Source organism: Clostridium sp. MSJ-8 (assembly GCF_018918325.1).
Lineage (GTDB): Bacteria > Bacillota > Clostridia > Clostridiales > Clostridiaceae > Clostridium.
The window spans coordinates 96,420-121,871 of record NZ_JAHLQH010000028.1 but is presented as its reverse complement, the minus strand read 5'-3'; the positions used below and the strand labels follow the sequence as shown (position 1 = coordinate 121,871).

At 26.8% G+C, this 25,452-nt stretch carries 20 protein-coding genes; 15 read left to right on the top strand and 5 right to left on the bottom strand.

All coding sequences use genetic code 11. The annotated features are described in order from the left end of the window. Positions 1-12 precede the first annotated feature (12 nt). Positions 13-612: a hypothetical protein gene (locus tag KQI77_RS05535; protein ID WP_216389249.1), complete on the bottom strand. Its 600-nt coding sequence runs from the start codon at positions 610-612 to the stop codon at positions 13-15. A 215-nt stretch (positions 613-827) separates the two neighbouring features. On the opposite strand from KQI77_RS05535, the gene KQI77_RS05530 reads away from it, so the two are divergent. The 6 genes from KQI77_RS05530 (at position 828) to KQI77_RS05505 (ending at position 9,482) form a co-directional block, all read left to right on the top strand. Then, complete coding sequence (locus KQI77_RS05530; RefSeq protein WP_216389247.1) at positions 828-2,216, top strand: hypothetical protein; 1,389 nt, start codon at positions 828-830, stop codon at positions 2,214-2,216. Between the two features lie 441 nt (positions 2,217-2,657). Continuing rightward, positions 2,658-3,191, top strand: coding sequence for a cob(I)yrinic acid a,c-diamide adenosyltransferase (locus tag KQI77_RS05525; RefSeq protein WP_216389245.1), 534 nt, complete (start codon positions 2,658-2,660; stop codon positions 3,189-3,191). An 11-nt stretch (positions 3,192-3,202) separates the two neighbouring features. Further along, the gene (locus KQI77_RS05520; RefSeq protein WP_216389243.1) at positions 3,203-4,153 is read left to right on the top strand and encodes a ketopantoate reductase family protein; all 951 of its coding nucleotides are present in this window, start codon (positions 3,203-3,205) and stop codon (positions 4,151-4,153) included. Between the two features lie 111 nt (positions 4,154-4,264). After that, positions 4,265-5,743: a L,D-transpeptidase family protein gene (locus KQI77_RS05515; protein ID WP_216389241.1), complete on the top strand. Its 1,479-nt coding sequence runs from the start codon at positions 4,265-4,267 to the stop codon at positions 5,741-5,743. Positions 5,744-6,888: 1,145 nt separating this feature from the next. Further along, a complete protein-coding gene (locus tag KQI77_RS05510) occupies positions 6,889-7,548 on the top strand; it encodes an HD domain-containing protein (protein WP_216389239.1) in 660 nt (219 codons plus the stop codon). 41 nt (positions 7,549-7,589) lie between these two features. Further along, positions 7,590-9,482, top strand: a complete 1,893-nt coding sequence (locus KQI77_RS05505; protein ID WP_216389237.1) for an alpha-amylase family glycosyl hydrolase — start codon at positions 7,590-7,592, stop codon at positions 9,480-9,482. A gap of 122 nt (positions 9,483-9,604) precedes the next feature. Here KQI77_RS05505 and KQI77_RS05500 read toward each other — a convergent pair whose 3' ends face one another. Continuing rightward, positions 9,605-11,299: an HD domain-containing phosphohydrolase gene (locus KQI77_RS05500; protein WP_216389235.1), complete on the bottom strand. Its 1,695-nt coding sequence runs from the start codon at positions 11,297-11,299 to the stop codon at positions 9,605-9,607. Between the two features lie 711 nt (positions 11,300-12,010). Between KQI77_RS05500 and nrdD the strand changes: the two genes are divergently transcribed. From nrdD to KQI77_RS05485, 3 genes are all read left to right on the top strand, one after another. Then, positions 12,011-14,131, top strand: a complete 2,121-nt coding sequence (gene nrdD, locus KQI77_RS05495; RefSeq protein ID WP_216389232.1) for an anaerobic ribonucleoside-triphosphate reductase — start codon at positions 12,011-12,013, stop codon at positions 14,129-14,131. Between the two features lie 18 nt (positions 14,132-14,149). Beyond that, positions 14,150-14,650, top strand: a complete 501-nt coding sequence (nrdG, locus tag KQI77_RS05490) for an anaerobic ribonucleoside-triphosphate reductase activating protein (protein WP_216389230.1) — start codon at positions 14,150-14,152, stop codon at positions 14,648-14,650. A gap of 295 nt (positions 14,651-14,945) precedes the next feature. Then, positions 14,946-16,820 (top strand): DUF342 domain-containing protein, encoded by a 1,875-nt coding sequence (locus tag KQI77_RS05485; RefSeq protein ID WP_216389228.1) that lies wholly within the window; start codon positions 14,946-14,948, stop codon positions 16,818-16,820. Between the two features lie 68 nt (positions 16,821-16,888). Here KQI77_RS05485 and KQI77_RS05480 read toward each other — a convergent pair whose 3' ends face one another. Then, positions 16,889-17,704: a glycoside hydrolase family 73 protein gene (locus tag KQI77_RS05480; protein WP_216389227.1), complete on the bottom strand. Its 816-nt coding sequence runs from the start codon at positions 17,702-17,704 to the stop codon at positions 16,889-16,891. Between the two features lie 164 nt (positions 17,705-17,868). Here KQI77_RS05480 and KQI77_RS05475 point away from each other — a divergent pair, with 164 nt between their 5' ends. The 4 genes from KQI77_RS05475 (at position 17,869) to KQI77_RS05460 (ending at position 21,187) form a co-directional block, all read left to right on the top strand. After that, positions 17,869-19,005: a DUF116 domain-containing protein gene (locus KQI77_RS05475; RefSeq protein ID WP_216389225.1), complete on the top strand. Its 1,137-nt coding sequence runs from the start codon at positions 17,869-17,871 to the stop codon at positions 19,003-19,005. A 45-nt stretch (positions 19,006-19,050) separates the two neighbouring features. After that, positions 19,051-19,440 carry a PH domain-containing protein gene (locus tag KQI77_RS05470; protein ID WP_216389224.1) on the top strand — a complete coding sequence of 130 codons (390 nt, stop codon included), beginning with the start codon at positions 19,051-19,053 and terminating at the stop codon, positions 19,438-19,440. 300 nt (positions 19,441-19,740) lie between these two features. After that, positions 19,741-20,595 (top strand): DMT family transporter, encoded by an 855-nt coding sequence (locus KQI77_RS05465; RefSeq protein WP_216389222.1) that lies wholly within the window; start codon positions 19,741-19,743, stop codon positions 20,593-20,595. 46 nt (positions 20,596-20,641) lie between these two features. Then, positions 20,642-21,187, top strand: a complete 546-nt coding sequence (locus KQI77_RS05460; RefSeq protein ID WP_216389220.1) for a GNAT family N-acetyltransferase — start codon at positions 20,642-20,644, stop codon at positions 21,185-21,187. A gap of 244 nt (positions 21,188-21,431) precedes the next feature. On the opposite strand, the gene KQI77_RS05455 is transcribed toward KQI77_RS05460, so the two are convergent. Together KQI77_RS05455 and KQI77_RS05450 are read right to left on the bottom strand one after the other, a co-directional pair. Continuing rightward, positions 21,432-21,857, bottom strand: a complete 426-nt coding sequence (locus KQI77_RS05455; RefSeq protein ID WP_216389218.1) for a threonine/serine exporter family protein — start codon at positions 21,855-21,857, stop codon at positions 21,432-21,434. Between the two features lie 3 nt (positions 21,858-21,860). After that, positions 21,861-22,628, bottom strand: a complete 768-nt coding sequence (locus KQI77_RS05450; RefSeq protein ID WP_216389216.1) for a threonine/serine exporter ThrE family protein — start codon at positions 22,626-22,628, stop codon at positions 21,861-21,863. Between the two features lie 155 nt (positions 22,629-22,783). On the opposite strand from KQI77_RS05450, the gene glyA reads away from it, so the two are divergent. Both glyA and KQI77_RS05440 read left to right on the top strand, forming a co-directional pair. After that, positions 22,784-24,019 carry a serine hydroxymethyltransferase gene (gene glyA / locus KQI77_RS05445; RefSeq protein ID WP_216389214.1) on the top strand — a complete coding sequence of 412 codons (1,236 nt, stop codon included), beginning with the start codon at positions 22,784-22,786 and terminating at the stop codon, positions 24,017-24,019. Positions 24,020-24,196: 177 nt separating this feature from the next. After that, positions 24,197-25,447 carry an ammonium transporter gene (locus KQI77_RS05440; protein WP_216389212.1) on the top strand — a complete coding sequence of 417 codons (1,251 nt, stop codon included), beginning with the start codon at positions 24,197-24,199 and terminating at the stop codon, positions 25,445-25,447. The last annotated feature ends 5 nt before the right edge of the window (positions 25,448-25,452 follow it).

Here is a 25,452-nt window from a genome sequence, read left to right as displayed (position 1 = left end):
TGTATATTGTTATTAATGGAGCTTTAATGTATCTAATATGTTTTTAGCTACAACATCTGGTGACGGCACTACTTTGTCACCAATATCTGAACTTGTAATTGCAATGCTGAAATTATTATATAATAGTAAAAACTGAGTAGCATTTATAGATAATGAAGTGTTGTCATCTATATAGTTATAGTCAATAACTAATACATCTCCTAATGAGCTTGTGTAAACATCATATACAAAATCTTTAGCTGAAGGAATTGTATTAAGGATATTAGAGATAACACTTTCTTCTAAGTTCTCTATAATATCGTTTAAATTTATATTTGAAGTATCTTTTTTTATTGTTACATTGACATTGGAAGAATTTGTGTCTGAATTTCTATCTATAGGGGCATAGGTAGCAGAAGTATCTGATTCATAAGATAGTTTGCACCATGAAGTTGGAATATAGAATTCAAATTCCTTTAGAGTAACAAGTTCTGTTTCTAGTGATGGATCAATAGAAGTTATACTTATAGATTCCTTTATAAAGTTATGATTGGTAGAACTACAGGATATAAGAGAAAATGAAAAAAACATTATGAGTAAGGGGAGTATCCTATATCTTAAATGAGTAATCATGATTAACACTTCCTTTAATAAATTACTAATTAAATATAGTTTATACTTAGTTAGCATTTTTTATACAACAATATTTGCAATGAACAAATATTGTTAATGACATTTAATATTTTAGAAAAGTATTTTTACTAAATATTAAAAAATAATCTATGGGATAGAAAAAATACAAATAGTATTATAAATATAAAGAACTAATAAAATAAGGAGGGGAATATATGTCTAATAAAATTAAAGAAAGTGTACATGAAAAATATATTAGAATAAAAAAATTACATGATGAAGAAGAAATTAAAAAATCATCTATAGATAGAATTTTAAATTATATAGATAATTGTGTAAGAGAAATGTTATATTCTGTGCTAGATAAGGATAATATAAAAGAATATATAAAAAATGGATTTGACAAATACTATACAAAAGAAGAACATTTTCTGTTTTGTGTTGGAATGACAGGAATAATATATTCAGGATATATAGAAAATAATGACGATGTATCTAGTAATGAAGAAGTTATGTCAATAGAGGAATTGACAGAGTGTTTAAATAGCAATAAAAAGACAAAACTAGATAATAATGATAAAAAGTATGTATATAATATATGTTTATTTACAAAGAATTATCATGAGAGAAATATAGATGGGTGTAATGAATGTATAATAAAGGTACAAGAATATGATAATAATTACTTCATAACAAATTACCTTGAGATTATATCAATTATAAATAATAAGTATAATTATTATTATAAAGAAGACTCAGAAGATATAGTCCTATTTGAAGTATGGGATTTAATAGATCGTTTACCAGAAGGATTTAAAGATTATATATTACAAAGAAGTGATGACTTATATGATTCTATTAATAAAGTAAAGAATCCAGAAGAAACAAAATTATATGTATTTAAGTTTATTGATTATCCAGTAATTCCATTATTACTTAATCCTTATGCACACTATAAAGATACTGTTGTAAGAGAATATAATAATATAAGAGATTATGATGCTGTTAACAAGTTCTATGAGGTATTGTATAAAAAAATAACTATTAATAATAAAATGAAAATAAATAAAAATATGCTTTCATTCAAAAAAGAAATAAAAAGCAAAATGGGAGAAGAAGGAGAAAAAATATTTTTGTATATAGATTCTATAGTAAAATATGCAACAAGAAGCATTCCTAGTCGGGAAAGTGAAAAATATAGTTATTTTTATAATGGAGAAGCTACATACAATGCTAATTTAGATAGAGAATATGAATTATCATTTTTAAGTTTATGTTATTTAAAAGGAATTAAGAGATTATTAGGTTCTGGAGCTCAATATAATATTATAAAGAATGAGTTGGAGGATATTAAGTATATAGATAAAGATAATGAAGAAGTTTCAGTAGAAGAGTTAAACATTTTAGAATTAATTAAGTTTTATAATATAAACTCAAAATATTTAATTAAAAAAGAAAAAATAAATAAGTGGAATAAAGTATCAAGTAATATCAATAGAGAATGGATAAATAAAATTAGAAATCATAAAAATATGAACGCTAGTAATATTAGAAATGAAGCTATTGATGTAATTATAGATATATGTGATTGTTTAGAGAAATAAAAATAATAATATAACTGATTGTTTAAGGAATTTTTATCAAACTCTGGGACTAAAAAACAACAAAATATAATACTTAATGGAAAAAATAATTAACAAATGTGAAAAGACGTTAAGTTATTTACAAATCAGTTATATTATTAAATTATTTCGTTTACAACTATAGTATATCATGGTTTTTGTTAATTTCCACAATAATGAATTAAAGTTAAATCTTTGTTTAAAAAATCTTAATATATTATTGGATTACAAATTGTTTCATAAATAATAGAAAAGTTTAAGATATATATTTATCTTAAAAAATAGTGCTATGACAGAACCTCAAAACTTGCTTTGAGGTTCTTTATCATAATGGCTAAAAATTAGTGTAAATATAAGATTAAATGTTAAATTTAATTGTGCTATACTATTATTTGAGACATAATGTAAGTAGGTGAAAATTATATGAAAAAAGATTTAGGATTAATCCACATATATTGCGGAGATGGAAAAGGGAAAACTACTGCTAGTATTGGTATTGCAATAAGAGGAATTAGTTGCAATTATAATGTTTTATTTTGTCAGTTCCTAAAAAGTGGTGAAAGTAGTGAAATAAAAATTTTGAAAAAGTATCCTAACTGTAATGTTGAGATAGGTGAAGGATTAAGAGGTTTTGTCTATGATTTATCTAAAGAAGAATTGCAGAAAGTTAAAAAAAATAATGATAAAACATTTGACAAAATAATTGAATTATGCAATAACGGAAAATGTGATATATTAATTCTTGATGAAATAATGTCTACTATAAATTTAGAATTAATAGATTATAATAAAGTATTAAATTTCTTGAAAAATAAACCTACTAACATAGAAGTGATAATGACGGGAAGAGATCCAAAGGATGAGCTTATAGAATTAGCGGATTATGTTTCAGAGATAAAGAAGATAAAACATCCATTTGATAAAGGTGTATATGCAAGAAATGGGATAGATATGTAGGAGGAATAAAAATGAAAGTATTAATAGTAGGGGCAGGAGCAATAGGTATTGCGTTAGGTACAATAATGAAAAATGATAATACGGACATAGATTTTTTAGCACATGGAGATACATATAAAAGCATAAAAGAACAAGGAATATCTAGAGAAGGCTTATTAGGAGAAAAATATATTGCAAAAGAAGATATTAATGTTTATGAAAAATATGAAGATATTCAAGATGGAATATACGATTATATACTTATATGTACTAAAACTACAGTTAATAAAGAAGTTAGCAAAGAAATTTATAATAACAAAGAAATATTAAAAGATTCAGGAATAATAGTTATTATGCAAAATGGATGGGGAAATGATGAAGAATATTTAAAGTACTTTCCAAAAGAAATGATTTACTCAGCTAGGGTAATTACTGGTTTTGAGCGAACAGCAAGAAATAGAAGCAAGATTACTGTACATGCAGCACCATTAATGATAGGTTCTCTTTATGGATTAGATGTTAGTAAGGTTAAAGAGTTAGCAAATGTTATAAATGAAGGTGGATTGGAAACTGTAGCAAGTAATGATGTAAGTAAAGCATTATGGTCGAAGATGTTATATAATTGCGCTCTTAATCCATTAGGTGCAATATTTAAAGTTAATTATGGAAAATTGTCAGAAAGTGATTATTCAAAGGATATTATGAATAAGATAATTCATGAAATATTTGAAGTGATGAATATAGCTGGATATACTAGCTTTTATAAAGATGAAGAGGAATATAAAAAAGATTTTTATGAGAACTTGATTCCTTCAACATATAATCATAGAGCATCTACACTTCAAGATATGGAAAAAGGCATAAAAACAGAAATTGATTCTTTAAATGGTAGTGTAATAAGAATAGGAGAAAAGTATAATATTGACGTAAGTAATAATAAAACAATATATAACATTATAAAATTTATGGATGTTAATAAATAAACATTAAAAAAATATTAATAATTTTTATATATGATACAAAAATATAGCAAAAAATAATAAAAAAAAGTATAATGATAAGGAATGCTTTTAAGATACTAGAAAGGAGTATTGATGAATACAAGTAATAATAATTCTATAATTAATAAGATTTTAAAAAATAAGAAAATAAGCATACCAGTTGCTATAGCTATTGTGCTTGTAGGGGTTTATTGTGGGGTGTCAATATTCTATAATAATAAATTTAACCCTGGAACAATTATAAACGGAGTGGAAGCAAGCGGAAAAACAGTTAGTGAAGTGAATAAGATGATAAAAGAGAAGATAAAAAATTATTCACTAGAAATAGAAGAGAGAGGAGGTAAAAGTGAAAAAATTTCAGCAGAAGATATTGATCTTGAGTTATTAGATACAGATGAAGTAAAAAATATAGAGAAAAATCAAAGTTCATTTGCATGGATAAAAGGATTGTTTAAGGATTCAGAATATAAGATTTCTAATGATTTAACATATAATGAAGAAAAATTATCTGAAGTAATAAATAATCTTGAATGCATAAGTGGAGAAGATATTGTTGCTCCAAAGAGTGCTTATTTATCATATGAAAATTCTGGATATGTTATAAAGAAAGAAGAGTTAGGTAATACTTTATCAAAAGAGAAATTTGAAAAAACAATAAAAAAGAGTATTTTAAGCGGTAATGAAAAGGTTGATCTTGAAGCTTCTAAGTGTTATGAAGCTCCAAAGCATAATAGTAATTCAAAAGATTTAAAAAAAGCACAGGAAACTTTAAATTCTTATATGAAGGCTAAAATTACTTATAGTTTTGCAGGAAAAAGTGATACTGTTGATAAAAATACCATTAACACATGGATAGATATAGATGAAGATTATAATATAAGTATAAATCCAGATAAAGTAAGAATTTATGTTGATAAATTAGCAGGAATGTTTAATACATATGGCTCAACTAGAAGTTTTAAAACTAGCGAAGGAAATACAGTTAATATATCAACAGGTGATTATGGTTGGATAGTTAATAAAAGTTCAGTAATAGAAGAGATTATAAACAATGTTAAAAATGGACAAACAGTGGAACTAAAACCAACATTTTCCCAACAGGCTGCTTCAGAAACAGGAGCAGATTATGGAAATTCATATGTTGAAATAAATTTAGCTTCTCAGCATCTTTGGTTATACAAAGATGGTTCATGTATATTTGATACAGATGTTGTTTCTGGAACAGCTAATGATCCAAGTTGTAAAACACCAGATGGAGTATATTATATAAAATATAAAGAAAAAGATGCTACTCTTAGAGGCGAAGGATATGAGACTCCTGTTTCGTATTGGATGCCATTTAATAATAATATAGGTATGCATGATGCTACATGGAGATCAGAATTTGGTGGAAATATATACTTAAATGGAGGATCTCACGGTTGTGTTAACTTACCAATTCAAGCAGCACAAACTATATTTGATACAATAAATGCAGGATATCCTGTAATATGTTATTATGATTATTCAACTGAAAATACAAATAAAGATAATGGTGATAATCAAGGTGAAAAAACAGAAGGACAAGAATAGTTTTAGATAATTTATATTTTATAATAATTAATAACAAAATTATATGTTTAAGTAAATAATATAATATGTTATAAAATCCAATGTTATTTGTATGTGATTAATATTATGTTTTTTGGTAATTAGTATCAATATTATATGTTTTCATAAATAGCATAATTTCATTAAGGATTTCTAAATATAAAAAAATTAAGGTAGCTAAATGTTGTAAACTCACTAAAGTTCAAACAGTACAACATTTTAAACGCTACCTTAATTTTTTATAATAAGAAATCCTAAAATTCATTATGAAGATTTATTCAAAGCAATAATATTGATACTAAAAAAGAAAATCATAATATTAGCATTATCAAATAACATTGGATTTTTCATTATAATAATATTAATTTACTTAAAGCAATAATTTGATATTAATAACTGAAAAATAAGTAATCAAAAAAATATGTTCAATAATTTTTTTAGTAAGAATTACTGAAGACTTAAGATACTTGTTAATAATATAGATATATTAAAAATCACCATAACGCTTAAATAATTAAAATATAATAAGATTAGTGGAAGTAACCATTATTGTTAAGGTTAGACTTATAGGTAGATATAGAATAATATAACCATGAAGAATTAAAGATTAGTATAAATAATATGGAACAATAGGTTACTGAACTAATGCTATTATATTTTAATTATCAATATTTATTCAAAGCAATAATATTGATACTAATTAAAAAATCATAATATTAGCACCATCAAATAACATTGGATTTTTCATTATAGTAATATTAATTTACTTAAAGCAATAATTTGATATTAATTAACTTAAAAGATAAGTAATCAAAAAAATATAGTCAATAATTGTTTATGTAGAAATGTATAATACATAAGATACTTATTAAAAATATAGATATATTAAAAAACATAACACTTAAATAATTAAAATATAATAAGATTAGTGGAAGTAACCATTATTGTTATGGTTAGAATTATAGGTAGATATAGAATGATATAACCATGAAGAATTAAAGATTAGTATAAATAATATGGAACAATAGGTTACTGAACTAATGCTATTATATTTTAATTTATTCAATTTTTTTGTATATAGTTGTGTGGTAAAATAAAGGTAGACATAAAACAAAGGAGGATGCAGTATGATATCTTTTACAGACATAAAAAACGATGAAGCAATAAACACATATATAAGAAAGGCTGATGAATCATTAGGAGCATTAGGGTATACAGAGCATAGCTTTGCTCATGTAACATCTGTTGCAATGAAAGCAAGAGAAATATTGACTACTTTAGGATATTCTAAGCATGAATGTGAATTAGCAGAGATAGCAGGATATCTTCATGATATAGGTAATATGGTTAATAGAACAGACCATGCACAAAGTGGAGCTATAATGGCATTTAGAATATTAGATAGATTAGGGGCTGAACCAGAGGAAATAGCTACAATAGTATCTGCTATAGGTAATCATGATGAGGGTACTGCAGTAGCTGTAAATGCAGTAGCAGCAGCTTTAATTCTAGCTGATAAAACAGATGTTAGAAGAAGTAGAGTAAGAAATAGAGATTTTGCTACATTTGATATACATGATAGAGTTAACTATGCTGTTAAGAAGTCTTCTACTAATATATCAGAAGATAAGAAGAGTATAATATTAACAATAGATATAGATACAGAAATATCAGCTGTTATGGATTATTTTGAGATATTTTTAGAGAGAATGATGCTATGTAGAAAGGCAGCAGAAAAACTTAATTTAAAATTTCAATTAGTTATTAATAATCAAGTATTATTATAAAAATATTTTTAGTATATATATGTTTTATGGAGGAAGATGAAATGGAGAAATGGTTAGAGAGTTTATATACTGATGGATCAAAATATTTTGTGAGTAATCCATTACCTAAAAAAGGAGAAAAAATAAAGATATACATTAGAGTATACGAAGATTCACCTGTAAGGAGTATTTACATTAAAACTAAGCTTAATGGTGTGGAAATGATATTTAAAATGAATAAAGAATATGTAAAATCAGGACTAACATATTATAGTAGAGAATTTACAGTATATGAAGATGTGTTCCATTATCATTTTTATGTAAGTACAGATGATAAGATATATTATTATAATCAACTAGAGATAACAGATTATGAACCTGATGAAACATACGATTTTAGGATTCTTACGGATTATGACCAACCAAGTTGGGTTAGAGAATCAGTTTTTTATCAGATTTTTCCGGAAAGATTTTGCGATGGAGATCCATCTTTAGATGTTAAAAACGAAGAATATTATTTTGATGGGCATCCAGCTAAACATATAGATGATTGGAATGCTGCTCCTAAGGAATATAATGAAGCTTTTTGCCTAGATTTTTATGGAGGAGATCTTATAGGAGTAAAAAATAAAATACCTTATTTAAAGAAGCTTGGAGTAAATGCAATATATATGAATCCTATCTTTTATGCTGCAACTGTTCATAAATATGATTGCTTAGATTACTTTACTGTAGATCCTCATTTTGGTGGCGATAAAGGATTTATAGATTTGATGGATGAACTTCATAATAACAATATGAAGCTTATGTTAGATACATCAATCAATCATACAGGAACTGCTAATAAATGGTTTAATAAGGAAGGAATATTTTTTGATAAGTCAGTAGGTGCATATAATAATAAAGATGCAGTAGAGAGAAAATATTATTTCTTTAATGATGACAATTCCTATAAGTCTTGGTTCAATGTGGAAACTTTACCTACTCTTAATTATACTTCAGATGCACTTAGAGAAATAATATATAGAGGAGAAAATTCATTAGTTAAAAAATATTTAAAAGAACCTTATTGTATAGATGGTTGGAGATTTGATGTGGCAGATACTATGGCTAGAAATGATAGAATTCAATTACATCATGAGATATGGCCAGAAATAAGGAAGAGCATAAAGGAAGTAAATAGTGAAGCTTATATGATTGGAGAAGATTGGAGTGATGCTTCAGAATTTTTACAAGGTAAAGAATGGGATTCTTCTATGAATTATTTTGGCTCTTGTAGACCTATAAGAGAATTTTTAGGTGGACATGAAAGAATGACTGAAAGAGAAGATGAATTAAGAAGAATACACACTAAACTAAATGCAAGAGGTTTTTCAGCTAGACTAAAAAGATATTTAGGTAAATTACCATTTGTAATACAAGAAAATCAATTTAATTTAATAGACAGTCATGATATAAGTAGATTGCATAATGATTCAAGTATATCTTTTTCGGAATATAGAGGAGCAATTATAACATTATTTACTTTGATAGGTGCACCTAATATGTATTATGGTGATGAAGCTGGAATTGATGGAAGAATTGATTCTATGGAAGGGTGTAGATATACAATGCCATGGAATAAAGATATAGAGAGTACAGATTATTATAAGCTATATTCTAAATTATGTCATTTAAAAACAAGTAGTGAAGCATTAAAATATGGTGGTATGAAGATATTAACTGATGATAATAATGTAATTTCATTTGCAAGATTTACAGATAAACAAGTATTTATAACAGTATTTTCAACAGATGAAGAAGAGAGAAAGATAAATATTCCTTATAAGATATTTGGAATTGATTTAACAATTGGAGACAAAGATGAGTTTGAAAATAAATTAGATTATGACATAGAAGAGGATAATTTAATATTAAAGGTGCCAGCTCATACAAGTTATTTAATTAGGCTATAATAAAAAATTAAGCTAGCTAAATGTTGTAAACTTACTAAAGCATAAACAGTACAACATTTTAAATGCTAGCTTAATTTTTTTGCCTAATATGAAATCACAGTAAATTATTTGCTTTGATTTTTTTATTTGTTAAAAGAGATATTAGAATCTATGCTTTTTTTATCAGGATATTTTTGTAGTATAGCAACAAGATTGGTAAAATTAGCTTTAAATAACTCAACTACATTAGGATCAAATTGTTTACCACTTTGAGAAACTATTTCGTTATATGCCTCGGTAGGGGTCCATGCTTTTTTATAACATCTATCACTAACTAATGCATCAAAAACATCTATTACAGCAACTATTCGTGCATAATAATCAATTTCTTCACCTTTCATTCCTAAATATCCTTTTCCATCCCATCTTTCATGATGCATAAGAGCTATGTTTTTGGCTAAGTTCATTACTGTACCTGGTGAATTTTTTAGAAGATCATATCCTATAGTTACATGAGTTTTTATAACTTCAAATTCTTCTTTTGTTAATTTACCTGGTTTTTCAAGTATTTCTGGTGGAATTAATAGTTTACCAATGTCATGCATCATTGAAGCAAGGGCAAAGTTATCTTCGTCACGTTTACTACATCCTATAGCTTTTGCCATTACTCTTGTGTATTCATAAACTCTCTTTATATGCATGCCTGTTTCAGCAGATTTCGATTCAGATATTTCTGCTAATGAGAATATAATCTCTTCTTGTGTTTGGAATATTTCTTGAGATAAATTTGCATTTTTTATTCCTAATAATATATTGCTATATAAAGTGTTAAATATGCTTGTAATTGTTTCATTATTAGTATCTATTTTATTTTCTATTATTATGTAAGCAATTAAAATGTTTTGATCATAATATTTTATTATTATATTATCCTCGTATGTTATAGAACTAGTGGAATTAAATAAATTAAACTTATAGTTTTTATTTAAGGAATCATAGACATATAACCCATCATTATTAACAATGGAAGGTTTATATTTTTCATCAATTCTATAAAAAGTATCATTAGTAGTTTTTAGTGCGACACAACATTTACAAGGGGTAGTGCCTTCCATTAATATAGAATAAGTATCTTTAATTTCAGTTATAATAGCACTAGCGATTTCTGTATGATTTCTAGCAGTGAATAGAGAGGCTGAACCTTTTATTATACTATTAAGACCAGCTTGCCTTTTTTCATGTGCTATGGTTGATTCATATAATTTATTTAATATTTTATAAGTGGCAGATGAATTACTTGTACATATATAAGCTAAAGCAGCATATTCAAATAATCTTGGCAGTAATCCAAAGACTATTACATAGCTTAAAGATTTACCACTGACATAAGGGTTAATATTTAAGTGATAAGATATATTTAAATAATAAGATACAATATGTCCAATGGTAAATGAAATTACTGAAAAAATTATTGTAAAGTTATTTAATTTTTTGTTGAAAAATAAATTAGCTAATAGTAAAGGGAAAATAAATAGAAGTACTGTATAATATGTAAGTAATGAATAGTATACTCCAATGGCTATACAACTTAGAGAAATATTTAAGTATTTAACCCACCAATCTGTTCTGTTTAATATATCAACAACAACAGTTGGAATAATTAAAAATAATATAGAAAATAGAAAACTTATTAAGGCAATATTTTTATCTATTTTGAAAAAATTAAAAGTATTTAGTAAAAATACAAATGAAAGAATAAGTAAAGTAACTAGCATACATTTACTAACTATTTTATTTGAATTATAATCAAAATCTTTATTAAATTTACTATTAACCATAAGCATTCTCCTAAAAATAAAAATTGTTTTTTTCAGTATGTAAATATAAATTGCATATATGTATTTATAAAAAAATTCAATGCGACTATTAAAGTCTTAAATTTTGTATAATTTCATATAGAGTAAAAAAAAGTATTACAGGGGATGTAATACTTTTTAGTCTGTCATCTTATAGGGGTTGATGACGTTAAATAAGGGAAAATATTCAACATAATGTTGAACCTTCTATTCAAGAGAATAGTAGTGTGAATAACCAAATAAAAAATTTGGAAAATCAAATCATTAATATTTATTACATGTTTATTATAGTAGAAATATATGAAGGCATTATGTAGAATGTGTAACAAAATTGTTAATTAAAAAAATAAAAAGTAGAAAAAATACTTTAAAAAATACTTTTAATGAAACTATATATGTTGTATAATTGTTTGGTGCAAAAACTATATATTGTGTTTTTGTTGTTTCCTAAAGAATATATTATAAAAATAAATAAAAGAGATTGCTTATGAGTTTTAACATCTAAGAAAGTATATGATTATAAGAAATTTAAGATATATTTGTGTAGAAAAGATGTTAAAAAAACAATTAGATTGCCAAAATAGAATTCAAAAATAAGTTTTTGAATCTGATTTATAGTAGATGAAAATGTTAGAAATAAACTAAGAGTTACAAAGTTAGCTTTTGTATTAGGCAATTAAGAAGGGAGAACTTATGGAAGTAATAAAAAGAGATGGAAGTGTAGTAGAATTTGATAAATCAAAAATAAAAGATGCTGTAGAAAAGGCAATGAGATATGGTAGTGGAATATATCTTCCTGATATAGCAAAACTTATAGCAAGTGATGCAGAAAAATATTTTAGACAATTAGAAGAAACAGCTACTATTTATATGATTGAAAGTTATGTATATGAAAGATTAGTTCATTATGGTCAATCTGTTACTGCAAAAGCTTATGAAGGATATAGAGCAGTTCAATCATTTAAAAGAAATATTAATACTACAGATGATAGTATTATAGGTCTAATAAGTAAAACTAATGAAGATGTTTTAAGAGAAAATTCTAATAAAAATTCAATAATTGCAGCAACTCAAAGGGATTTAATTGCTGGAGAAGTATCAAAAGATATATCAAGAAGAAGACTTATACCTGCACATATAGTTCAAGCGCATGATGAAGGAATACTTCATTGGCATGATATGGATTATACAGTTCAACCGATATTTAATTGTTGTTTAATTAATTTAGAAGATATGTTAGACAATGGAACAGTAATAAATGATAAATTAGTTGAAACACCTAAGTCATTTGGTACTGCTTGTACTGTTGCAACTCAAATAATGGCACAAGTTGCAAGTAACCAATACGGTGGACAGAGTATTACAATAAAACATTTAGCAAAATATTTAAGAGTAACTTACAATAAATTTTACAAGTTCTATTTGGAAAAGTATAAAAATGAAGAATTAGCAAAAGAATTAGCTACTGATTTAGAAATGAAGGATTTAAAAGATGGAGTACAAACTATAAGATATCAATTATCAACTCTTCAAACAACTAATGGTCAATCACCTTTTGGAACAATATATCTAGAAATAGAAGAAGGTCATGAATATGAAAAAGAGATGGCTTTAATATGTGAAGAAATGATAAAGCAGAGATTAGAAGGAATGAAAAATTATAAAGGTCAAGAAATAGGAGAAGCATTCCCTAAACTAGTATATTTATTAGATGAAAATAATTGTCTTGAAGGAGGCAAATATGATTATATAACTAAATTAGCTGCAAAATGTACTGCAAAGAGGTTAGTTCCTGACTATCAATCAGCTAAAATAATGCGACAAAATTATGAAGGAAATACATTTCCACCAATGGGTTGTAGAAGCCATTTAAGTCCTTACAAAGATAAAAATGGAAATTATAAATGGTATGGAAGATTTAATCAAGGTGTTATAAGTATTAATTTGCCTCAGATAGCTATAATTGCAGATAAAGATATGGATATGTTCTGGGAGATGTTAGATCAAAGATTAGAATTATGCAAAGAAGCATTACTTGTAAGACATAATATGTTACTTGGAACTACATCAGATGTTTCACCTATCCATTGGCAACACGGTGCTATTGCTAGGTTAAAAAAAGGTGAAAAGATAGATGAGTTACTTAAAAATGGATATTCAACATTGTCACTTGGATATGTTGGTATATATGAAATGGTTCAAGGTATGCTAGGTGTTAGTCATACAACAGAAGAAGGAGAAAAATTTGCATTAGCTGTAATGAATCATATGAAAGAAGCTTGTGATAGGTGGAAAGAAGAAACAGGACTTGGATTTAGTTTGTATGGAACTCCTGCAGAAAATTTAATATATAGATTTTGTAAGATTGATAGACAAAGATTTGGTGAGATAGAAAATGTAACAGATAAGTTATATTACACAAACTCATATCATGTAGATGTTAGAGAAAAGATTGATGCATTTAGTAAGTTAAAGTTTGAATCACAATTTCATTCTATTAGTCTTGGTGGCTGTATTTCATATATAGAAGTACCAGATATGAGTAAAAATTTAGAAGCGGTAGAAGAGATAATTAAATTCATATATAATAACATCCAATATGCCGAAATAAATACAAAACCTGATATATGTTATGCTTGTGGATTTACAGGAGAAATTCAATTAGATGAGGATCTAAATTGGTATTGTCCTTCTTGTGGTAACAGAGATGAAGGTGATATGCAAGTTATGAGAAGAACTTGTGGTTATATAGGAACAAACTTCTGGAATAAGGGAAGAACTGCAGAAATAGGCGATAGGGTGCTTCATTTATAAAAACAAGAGGTGTAGGATATGAATTATGCACAAATACGTGAATATGATGTAACTAATGGACCTAATGTAAGAACAACTTTATTTGTATCAGGTTGTACAAATAATTGTAAAGGGTGCTTTAATAAAGAACAACAAGATTTTAATTATGGAAATAAGTGGACTAAGGAAATAGAAGATAAATTTTTAGAGTATGTAAAAAATGAAAATATACATGGAGTTAATATTTTAGGTGGAGATCCTATGGATCAAACAAGAGACAGAGACCTTGTTAATCTACTTCATAGAATAAAGCAAGAAACAGATAAGGATATATGGCTTTGGTCAGGATATACTTATGAAGATATAATAGAAGACAACCTAAAAAGTGAGATATTAAGCTATGTTGATGTTTTAATAGACGGCAGATTTGTATTAGAAAGAAGAGATCTTATGCTTAAGTATAGAGGATCTGATAATCAAAGAGTTATTGATGTAAAAGCATCTAGAGAAAAAGGGTATGTAGTAGAGTTAAAAATTTAAAAATTTTTATGTTTCAATAATTAATATCAAAATTATATGTTTTCATAAATAGAATAATTTTATTAAGTATTTACTAATATAATAAAAAAGAGTAAAGATCCATAAATGCTATAAACTTTCTAAAGCTCAGACAGTATAGTATTTTAAATGGTATCTTTACTTTTTTATTATAAGAAATTCAAAATTCTATTATAAATAATTTGTAAATTATAGTTTACAAGAAATTTCGACAATTTACATAGAAAAGGTTTACAGAATGTGCTATACTTGAAATAAGATATTGGGAGGTGAGGGCATGAGTATTTTAAAGAAATCTAAAAATAAGAAGTTTAAACGTATAAAAAGTGAAGCGGTTAATGAAAAACTTATAAAAACTAACCTTGAAGAACTAAATAAGATAGATGAACCTAAGGATACTACACCTACTCATGAAGAAGTACTAAATGGTGTAAGTATTAAAGATGGGGTTATTAATGTGATTTCAGATGATGATGCAGATGAAAGAATAAGTATTGCTTCATGTAGAGGAATAAATTTATTTATAAATGGAGAACTATGTATAAGTGGAAGAAGATATAGTGTATCATCTATGGATAATATAAGATATGAAGCAGAAGTAATAGAAGAAGATAGGGAATACAAAATAAAAGTAGATAATAATAAAATGAGAGCCTATATAACTGTTAAATATATGCCCCAATATACTTATAAATTGATAGATCAAAATATACAAAAGAATCTAATATTAATGGCTAAAAAAGTAAAAAGTAAAGAAGCAACAAAGTATACTATGAATGATTTGATATATTTACTTAAGTTGGAAAACATAAATTATGGTATAAACAAAGATAATTTGTTAGAGGCAACAAAAGGAGATATATTAAAGCCTCTATTAATAGCAGAAGGAAAGCCTGTTATTCAAGATATACCATCAAGAGTGAATATATTGTTTAAAGAAGATAAAAAAATAGAAGTAGATGATAATACTAGAATAGATTATAGGGAAACATTTATATTACAAAATGTATCAAAAGGAGAAGTAATAGCCGAAATAATTCCACGAATTGAAGGCGAAGATGGAATGAATGTTTATGGAGAGGTGCTATCTAGAAATGTTGTTAGAGATACTCCTGTAAGAGTAGATAAGAATTGTCATATAGAAGGAAATCAAATAATAGCAGATGTAAGTGGTAAGCCTTCATATAAAGGTAAAATGATAAGTGTATATAATAGTTATGAGTTGACAGATATAGATTTAAGCACTGGAAATGTAAACTTCAAGGGAGATGTAGTTGTAGGAAGAGACATAAAAGAAGGTATGACTGTAAAAGCAGGAAATTCATTAGTAGTTGGTGGAAATATTTATTCGGCAAAGGCAATAAGCAATGGCGATACAACTATATATGGTAATGTTATAGATTCATTAGTTATGTGTGGAGAGGTAGATATAAATAAGAAGATATATGTTAATCAATTAAATCTATTTAGAGAAAAAATAGAATTATTACTACAATTAAGTAACAAATTTTATAAAGAATCAGATTCTCAAAAGAACTATACTGAAATAGTTGAAAAGATAATTGATAATAGAATTAAAGAGTTGCCTAAGATGGGGTTAAATATTATATCTTATAATATATGTAGAGCAATAAAGGTAAATCCACTTATAGAATTTTTACGAAACAAATTTTTGGGAATAAATATAGCAAATATCAAGAGTTCTAATGATTTGAGATATTTATTGGAGTTAATAGACGATGAAATAGAATATTGGGAAGGTGGTGACCTTATTCCGATAAATATTAATCTTAAATATGTTCAAAATAGCAAAATAAAAGCCACAGGAGAAATAGTTTTTACTGGAGGTGGAGAATATAATTCTAGAATTCATGCAATAGGTGATATAAAGTTTGTAAGCAATACTGCTGTAGCAAGAGGCGGTAGTATAAGTTCAGAAGGCAATATAATTCTTGGAAGAGTAGGAAGTTTGGGAAATGTTATAACAAGACTTGAAGTATCAGAAAAAGGAAAAATAAAAGCTAATGTTGTTTTCCCAGGCACAATTATAAAAATTGGAACTAAAGAGAAGAAAATTGAAGAATTATGTGGAAATTTTGAAGCTTATTTAGATGAAGATGGACAAATATTTATTGTAAGTTCGCCTGTATGATGTTATAAAATGATTACAAAGCAAAGATTGCCTTATATAGTTTAAAATCTTTGCTTTGTATTCTTTTTTTAAAGGATAGTGTCAGAATAATAAGCTGGAAGAAGACAATATATAACATACCAATAGTTATAATTAGTAATTGCATTATTTGATACTAAAAGAGGTATGTTATTGGTATCTTCTTTACTATCTTTAATAGAATTAGTATTAACACATAGTTCTTTTTCTGTAGGTTCATCTTCTAATAGAAGTGTATAATTTTTATTATTTGCTGTAAGGATAATTGGATCATTTAAGGTTTTTTGTATTCTTTCTTCCTTAGTAACTATATCTTTTGCAAGAGTATCATAATTATATAATTTGTAATTGTCTATTATTTTTATCAAACTATTAGAATAATTGGGAGATGATGCATAGCCACAATTATATATTGCATAACAAGCGTCTACATAGTTACTTGCTTCTCGAACTAGTTTATATCTATCAGAACTTAGTAGATAGTTATGATCCTTTATACTTTCATCTCGTGATTGGTATACTTTAAAATTAGCACATATAACTACAAAGCTACCTTTTATATATTCTTTGGTCGGTTTTGGAATTGAAGTTCCAGTCCAATCATCATAAGCTTTAATTCCAAATAAATTGTTTGCTTCAATAGTAAGAGCAGATTTGCCCCAAGAACTTTCTAGTATTGCTTGAGCTATTGTTAGACTAGGCAATATTTTATATTCTTTATATCCTTCGATTGCTTCAGGAACAATAGATTCTATAAAATCCTGACATTCAGAAGTGTTTTTATCATCAGCGTTAACCTGATAAGACGTAAACGTCAGTTGGAGCAGTACAATAATTGCAATTAATAAAAAATAACGTTTTTTCATAATATATAAACCTCCTTGTTGTGGGGTGAAAAATGATAACAAAAAAATTATACTATAAATTTTAAAAAATGTAAATATTTAGTAAAAATAAATAATTCAATTTATTGTTAATGGTTGACATAATATAGAAAAGATGAAATAATATTGAGAGGGGGTGTATGTCAATGAGAAAGACGTATTCTTTAAGGTTGGAAGGCGAATTTGATTCAGATAGCTATTATAGAGAAATACTTATACCATCAGAAGAAGTTAAAGAAATGCTAAGAGAAAACGTAAAAGAATATGTTGAAGCTTTTATGGAATTTATAAAAGCTAATAAAATAGAGAGTTTAAGAACATTTGAAGAATATGGATTAGAATTACTAATGATAGGTGTTCTGTTTAATGAATACATTGATAATGCACGAGCATTTACTTCCTTAAAAAAAATGCCCTTTAATTATCTTAATAAGCAAAGAGTAAAAAAAATAAAAGCTAACAAGAATTATCATAAGATAGATGTATATAGAGGTATGTTGTCAAATAAAATTTTACTAAAAAAGGTAGAGGGCAGAAATCATCCCAATATTGAAGGACTAATTAAGCTAAAAGATTGGCTTGAAGCAACTAATGAATTTGAAGAAGAAGTTATTAGAATAAATAATTGGATAAATTTTCTACAAAGTGTAAGAAGTAATTTAGCACAGAATATTTTGTTTATGGCACTTCAAATAAGTGATAAGTTATATCAAATTGGAGAAAAATATTTATGGAAGTATACTAAATATTTATATAGTTTTTTAGAAGCTGAAAAATGCAAAAAAAGCAAAAAAGAAGATGTTTTTTTAAGAACAAAAGGAGAAATACAATATTATTTTAATATGGTAGCAGCAGAAATACTAAATCAAGTATATAGTAATGAATTTAAAAAGTGTGCTGATAAAGTTATGTTTCTACCAAGTTGTATGAGACAACCAGCTAATGAATGTCAGAGCATTTTAACATCAAAAGGATATAGATGTAGAGCATGTGGAAGATCATGTAATATATATAAGCTTGATAAGATAGCAAAGGAAAAAAATATGATGACTTATATAGTTCCGCATGAAAGTTCTTTGTTTAAACTTATTAATTACGAGAGAAAAAAAGGATTAATAGGTATTGCATGTGTTCCAAAACTATATTCAGGTGGTTTAAAGGCAATTAGATTAGGATATATTCCTCAATGTATGCCTTTAGATTTTTCAGGATGTAAAGCTCATTGGCAAGAAAGAGATATAATGACAACGATTAATTTTAAAGTTTTTGAAGAAAAATTTTAAATAAGAGATGAAATTTTGGGGCAACATATAAGGGGGATATATATAATGAAATCAGAAGATAATATTATGTGGAAAGATAGAAAAAGAGTATTAGGGCTACCATTATCTTTTACTAAATACTGTATAAAAAATAATAGATTATATACAGAAAATGGTTTTTTCTCTACTAAAGAAGATGAGTTACTATTATATAGGATACTTGATTTTAGGTTAGAGAGAAGTTTTTTTGATAAAATATTTGGAGTAGGAACTATTACTTTATATACATGTGATGAAACTGATAAAGAGTTAAAGCTTGCAAAGATAAAAAGACCTAAAGAAGTTAGGGACATGTTATCTGATGTTGTTGAGGAAGCTAGAGAAAAATACAAACTTAAAGGAAGAGAGATATATGGAGTATCTCATTCACATGATGTGGATAATGATATAGATTAAACAGATTATTAAACATTCTTTTTATTAAAGGATGTTTTTTTACTCTTTAGGAAATTATATTTTGCTTGTGATTACGGATAAATATCTTTGCTATATTGTTTAAGTAATGTTGGGATATACTACCTAAAGAGTAAAAAAGGGAAAAATATTGCCATGACAGAACACCAAAAACAAGTTTTAGAACCTGTCATAAGGTTAAAAAAATCGACGGCTTCAAGAAATCGATGGTTTCATAAAGGCGCATTGGTGATTTTTTTGCTATAATAACATATGAAAAAAGATAGGAAGGAAGAAAAGTAGATGAATGATAGAGTAAAGGGAGTTATATTTATAATAATTTCAGCATTTGGGTTTGCTATGATGTCAGCTTTTGTTAAGTTAGCAGGAGATTTACCATCATTTCAAAAGACATTTTTTAGAAATTTAGTTTCGTTAGTAGTTGCATTTATATTTGTATTAAAACATAAAGAAAGTTGCTTTGGTAAGAAAGAAAATCAAAAGCTTCTTATTATGAGGAGTACATTTGGAACCTTAGGAATAATTTTTAATTATTATGCAATAGATAGACTTGTATTATCTGATGCAAATATGTTAAATAAATTATCGCCTTTTTTTGTGGTAATATTTTCTTTTATATTTTTAAAGGAACGTATTAAACTTAAACAAGTAATACCTATAATAGTTGCATTTATTGGAGCTTTATTTGTAATAAATCCAGAATTTAGTGTGAGATTAATTCCATATATAGTGGGAGTTTTAGGAGGAATATCTGCAGCAGCAGCATATACATGCGTAAGAGCACTTGGAAATAAAGAAAAGTATTATACAATTGTATTTTATTTCTCATTTTTTTCAACAGTTGTAATAACTCCTTTTGTGATAGCCACATATAAGTCAATGAGCATAAAACAACTTATTTATTTGCTTCTTGCAGGAGTTTTTGCAAGTATAGGACAATTTGGAGTGACTTTAGCATATAAATATGCACCAGCTAAAGAAATATCTATATTCGATTATTCTAATATAATATTTTCAACAATATTAAGTATATTTATATTTAATACTGTTCCAGATAAGTTTAGCTTTATAGGATATATTTTAATATTTATAGCATCGTTATATACATTTATAAGTAATAAAAGATGTGAAGGGTAAAATATATAATAAATAATAAGGGATTATTTAGAAGGGAAGAAATTACATGGAGTATAACATAAGAATAGCAGAAAAAAAAGATGCAAAAGATATACATGATATATATGAATATTATGTTGATAATACAAATATAACTTTTTCTATAGAGAATGAAACAATAGAGCAATATGAGCAGAAAATAGAAGAAACAAAGAAAGTATATCCATTTATTGTGGCAGAATCAAATGGAGAAATATTAGGATTTGCTTATGGTGGTCAACTTAGGCATCATGATGCATATCGTTATGCAGTAGAAGCTACTATATATTTATCTAAAGATGCACCTAAAAGATGTGGTATAGGAAGTGCATTATATAAGAAATTAATAGAAATACTAAAAAAGCAAGGATTTAAACTTGTTTATGGTGTAATAACAGATTCTAATATACAAAGTATTGAATTGCATAAAGCATTAGGATTTAAAGAAGTAGGACGATTTAAAGAGATTGGTTATAAAAATAATATGTGGCATGGAATAGTATGGATGGAAAAGGTAATCGGAACTAGAGAAGTAGGAGAAAATATTATAATTCCGTTTAAAGAATTAAGTTAAAATATAATGGTATTAGCCTCAGTAACTGATTAAAATAGAATGAGTTTGATTTTAATAATGAATTTTAGAATTTCTCATAATAAAAAAATTAAGTTGGCGTTTAAAATGTTGTGCTCTTTGAATTTTGGCGAGGTTACAACATTTAGCTAACTTAATTTTTTTTTATTTAGAAATAGTTAATGATAGCATGTTATTTATGAAAACATATAATATTGATACTAGTTATCAGAACCATAATTGTAAATCATAGTTTTCTTTTTGCAATTTGTCTTGTTATAGAAGAAACTAATATAATTCCTATTGCTAATGTTCCAGCACAAGCAAGTGTGGATATTCCTGTATGTATTGCTTTTGAAGTGTTTCCTTGAATTGTTTCATACATAGTATAATACATTCCTGATCCAGGCACTAATGGAATCAAGGAAACTATAATAAAGGTTGTAACAGGTGACTTTAATAGTCTAGCTGCAATCTCACAATATATACTTATTGCTATAGAAGCACAGAACATAGCAAAAAGTACAGAAGTATTTAATCTAGTTAATAAGTTATATATTCCCCAACCAAGTCCACCACCTAGAGAAGCAAATATAAGTTTTTTTCCTTTTATGTTAAAAATAAATCCAAAACCTAATGAACCTAGTGTAGATAAAAGTATTTGTTTAATCATACTTTAAAAAACACCTCCTATTATTTTGCTCCAGATACTTAAGATGATACCTGTACCAGCAGCTATAGAGATTGCAATCATTAGTGCTTCGGCACATTTGGTTAATCCTGTCAAATAATCACCTGCTATAATATCTCTTATTGCATTAGTTATAGCTAAACCAGGGACTAAAAGCATTATTGAACCTATTATTGTTTTGTCTATATTAGATATGATATGTAGGTTGTTTAATATTAGAGCAACTATTGAAGTAATTGCACCACCTGTAAAATTTATAAAAAAATCATTTATAGAAGCTTGCGAAAATTTTATAGATATTGTTTTTATTATTAATCCTATAAAAAAAGCTCCTAAAAAATCTCTTGAGTTGCCTCCATATATAACAGCAAATGAACCTGCAGCAATAGCGGCAAAAAAGATAGATATCCATAGAGGATATGTAGGCTTTTTATTGATAATAGATAGTTTGTCATAAAATTCATCTAGAGAAATATTATCTGAATTAATATTTCTACATAGATCATTAATTAGATGTATTTTGTTTAAATCTACTCCTCGAGCTTTAATTCTTTTTACAATTGAAGATGTTTTAAATTCATCAGTAACACTAACTATTATTCCAGTAGGAGTTGCGAAGCTATCTACGTTTTTGATTCCGTATGCATTGCATATTCTTATGATAGTATCTTCAACTCTATATATTTCTGCGCCACTTTCTAATAAAATAGTACCTGCATAAGTAGAGATGTGTAATATTTTGTCTAAATTCATAAGTTCTAGCCTCCTTATAGTTTATTATAGCATAAAGAAAATTATAAATAAGATATTAAAAAATTTTAAATTAGTATAAAGTTAAATAATCATTTTAAATTCAAAAATTTTCGTGTATAATGGTAGATAGTAAAATAAACTTATGGGGTGATATAATGAATTTTGATAATTTAACAAAAGTCGACAATGAAGTATATTCATTAATTGAAAAAGAATTAGAGAGACAACAAAAAGGAATAGAACTTATAGCATCAGAAAACATAGCTAGTAAAGCTGTTATGGAAGCTATGGGATCATATTTAACAAATAAATATGCTGAAGGATATCCAGGTAAGAGATATTATGGTGGATGCTATGTTGTTGATGAAATAGAAGAAATAGCTAGAAATAGAGCTAAAGAATTATTTGGTGCAGAACATGCTAATGTTCAACCACATTCAGGTTCACAAGCTAATATGGCAGTATATTTTACAGTACTTAAACCAGGAGATACAGTTTTAGGTATGGATTTAAGTAATGGAGGACATTTAACTCATGGTGCACCTGTAAATTTCTCAGGAAAATTATTTAATTTCGTATCATATGGATTAAACAAAGAAACAGAAACTATTGATTATGATGAAGTAAGAAGACTTGCTATCGAACATAAGCCAAAGCTTATAGTTGCAGGAGCTAGTGCATATCCAAGAGTAATAGATTTTGCAAAATTTAAAGAGATATGTGATGAAGTTGGAGCTTTATTTATGGTAGATATGGCACATATTGCAGGACTTGTTGCAGGTGGAGTTCATCCATCACCAGTTCCTTATGCTGATTTTGTTACAACAACTACTCATAAGACATTAAGAGGACCAAGAGGTGGATTAATCTTATGTAAAGAAAAATATGCAAAAGACTTAGATAAAAACATATTCCCAGGTATGCAAGGTGGTCCTTTAATGCACGTTATTGCAGCAAAGGCTGTATGTTTAAAAGAAGCATTAGATCCAAGTTTTAAGGATTATGCTAAACAAGTTGTAGCAAATTGTAAGAGACTTGCAGAAGAATTAGTTAAGAGAGACTTTAAATTAGTGTCTGGAGGAACTGACAATCATCTAATATTAGTTGATTTAAATAATAAAGATATAACTGGAAAAGAAGCAGAAAAATTACTAGACACAATTGGTATAACATTAAATAAAAATACTGTACCAAATGAAACAAGAAGTCCATTTGTAACTTCAGGTGTAAGAATAGGTACAGCAGCTGTTACAACTAGAGGATTTGTAGAAGAAGATATGGCTGAAATAGCAGAAATTATGGATTTAGCTATTAAGAATAAAGAAGGAGATTTATCAGGTTTAAAAGCTAGAGTTGAAGCTTTATGTGATAAACATCCATTATACAAATAAAATATAAAATGGAAAATTCTAAAAAATAGTTGACAATATATAGAATTTGATATATGATAGTTTTTGTATTAAACATGAACTATCAATGGGGATAGTATATTATAGATTATTGAGATATAATCTGTGATATATTATCCCTTTTTTTGATGGCTTTAAAAAGAAAGGAATGAGTTAATTATGGCAAATATCAGTTCAGGAGATTGCGGGTTTATTATAATTTGTGCTGCATTAGTATTTTTAATGACTCCTGCATTAGCATTTTTTTATGGAGGAATGGTTAGAAGAAAAAATGTATTAAATACAATGTTATCATCATTCTTTATATGTGGATTAGCATCTGTTATGTGGGTGATAATTGGATATTCATTAACATTTGGAGGTAATCATGGTGGTATTATAGGAGATTTTAGTAACATTTTCTTTCACAATGTATCTAATGCTCCAAATGCAACATATGCATCAACTATTCCAGAAACATTATTTGCAGCGTTTCAAATGATGTTTGCAATTATTACTTGTGCATTAATAACTGGATCATTAATAGGTAGAATGAAATTTTCATCTTTATTTATATTTATAGCATGTTGGTCTTTAGTAGTATATTATCCACTTGCACATATGGTATGGGGCGATGGTGGTTTCTTAAAAGAATTAGGAGCATTAGATTTCGCTGGAGGAAATGTTGTACACATTAGTTCTGGTGTATCTGGACTTGTAGCATGTATTTTATTGGGCAAACGTAGAGCATATGGAATGGTTTCATACAAACCTCATAATATACCTTTTGTAGTTTTAGGTGCTGGATTGTTATGGTTTGGATGGTTTGGATTTAATGCAGGTAGTGCACTTGGAGCAAATTCACTTGCAGTACATGCATTCTTAACAACAAATACATCAGCAGCTGCGGCACTTATATCATGGATGGCTGTAGAATGGATAAGACATGGTAAACCAACTATGTTAGGAGCAGCAACTGGTGCTGTTGTAGGATTAGTTGCAATAACTCCAGGTGCAGGATTTGTACCAATATGGTCAGCACTTATAATAGGTGCACTTGTTAGTCCTCTTTGTTATTTCTGTATGGGAAGAGTTAAAAATAAGTTTGGATATGATGATGCATTAGATGCATTTGGTTGTCATGGTGTTGGTGGTATATTTGGAGGTATTGTTACAGGTATATTTGCTAGCAAAAAGGTTAATCCAGATATAATGTGTAATGGTCTTATTTATGGAGATGTTAAATTATTCTTAGTTCAAATATTAAGTATTGTTGTAACAATAGTAATAGCTGCAGTAGCAACATTTGTTATAATAAAGATAATGAAAGTATTTACAGATATAAGAGTGTCAGAGTTAGATGAAGCTAATGGATTAGATATTTCACAACATAACGAATCAGCATATCCATCATTTATGGGATTAGACTAGGAGGA

What these genes read in the sequence shown, in the direction of transcription:
- KQI77_RS05535 (WP_216389249.1), bottom strand. Translation starts at nt 612, where the DNA reads ATGATTACTCATTTAAGATATAGGATACTCCCCTTACTCATAATGTTT.
- KQI77_RS05530 (WP_216389247.1), top strand. Translation starts at nt 828, where the DNA reads ATGTCTAATAAAATTAAAGAAAGTGTACATGAAAAATATATTAGAATA.
- KQI77_RS05525 (WP_216389245.1), top strand. Translation starts at nt 2,658, where the DNA reads ATGAAAAAAGATTTAGGATTAATCCACATATATTGCGGAGATGGAAAA.
- KQI77_RS05520 (WP_216389243.1), top strand. Translation starts at nt 3,203, where the DNA reads ATGAAAGTATTAATAGTAGGGGCAGGAGCAATAGGTATTGCGTTAGGT.
- KQI77_RS05515 (WP_216389241.1), top strand. Translation starts at nt 4,265, where the DNA reads ATGAATACAAGTAATAATAATTCTATAATTAATAAGATTTTAAAAAAT.
- KQI77_RS05510 (WP_216389239.1), top strand. Translation starts at nt 6,889, where the DNA reads ATGATATCTTTTACAGACATAAAAAACGATGAAGCAATAAACACATAT.
- KQI77_RS05505 (WP_216389237.1), top strand. Translation starts at nt 7,590, where the DNA reads ATGGAGAAATGGTTAGAGAGTTTATATACTGATGGATCAAAATATTTT.
- KQI77_RS05500 (WP_216389235.1), bottom strand. Translation starts at nt 11,299, where the DNA reads ATGGTTAATAGTAAATTTAATAAAGATTTTGATTATAATTCAAATAAA.
- nrdD (WP_216389232.1), top strand. Translation starts at nt 12,011, where the DNA reads ATGGAAGTAATAAAAAGAGATGGAAGTGTAGTAGAATTTGATAAATCA.
- nrdG (WP_216389230.1), top strand. Translation starts at nt 14,150, where the DNA reads ATGAATTATGCACAAATACGTGAATATGATGTAACTAATGGACCTAAT.
- KQI77_RS05485 (WP_216389228.1), top strand. Translation starts at nt 14,946, where the DNA reads ATGAGTATTTTAAAGAAATCTAAAAATAAGAAGTTTAAACGTATAAAA.
- KQI77_RS05480 (WP_216389227.1), bottom strand. Translation starts at nt 17,704, where the DNA reads ATGAAAAAACGTTATTTTTTATTAATTGCAATTATTGTACTGCTCCAA.
- KQI77_RS05475 (WP_216389225.1), top strand. Translation starts at nt 17,869, where the DNA reads ATGAGAAAGACGTATTCTTTAAGGTTGGAAGGCGAATTTGATTCAGAT.
- KQI77_RS05470 (WP_216389224.1), top strand. Translation starts at nt 19,051, where the DNA reads ATGAAATCAGAAGATAATATTATGTGGAAAGATAGAAAAAGAGTATTA.
- KQI77_RS05465 (WP_216389222.1), top strand. Translation starts at nt 19,741, where the DNA reads ATGAATGATAGAGTAAAGGGAGTTATATTTATAATAATTTCAGCATTT.
- KQI77_RS05460 (WP_216389220.1), top strand. Translation starts at nt 20,642, where the DNA reads ATGGAGTATAACATAAGAATAGCAGAAAAAAAAGATGCAAAAGATATA.
- KQI77_RS05455 (WP_216389218.1), bottom strand. Translation starts at nt 21,857, where the DNA reads ATGATTAAACAAATACTTTTATCTACACTAGGTTCATTAGGTTTTGGA.
- KQI77_RS05450 (WP_216389216.1), bottom strand. Translation starts at nt 22,628, where the DNA reads ATGAATTTAGACAAAATATTACACATCTCTACTTATGCAGGTACTATT.
- glyA (WP_216389214.1), top strand. Translation starts at nt 22,784, where the DNA reads ATGAATTTTGATAATTTAACAAAAGTCGACAATGAAGTATATTCATTA.
- KQI77_RS05440 (WP_216389212.1), top strand. Translation starts at nt 24,197, where the DNA reads ATGGCAAATATCAGTTCAGGAGATTGCGGGTTTATTATAATTTGTGCT.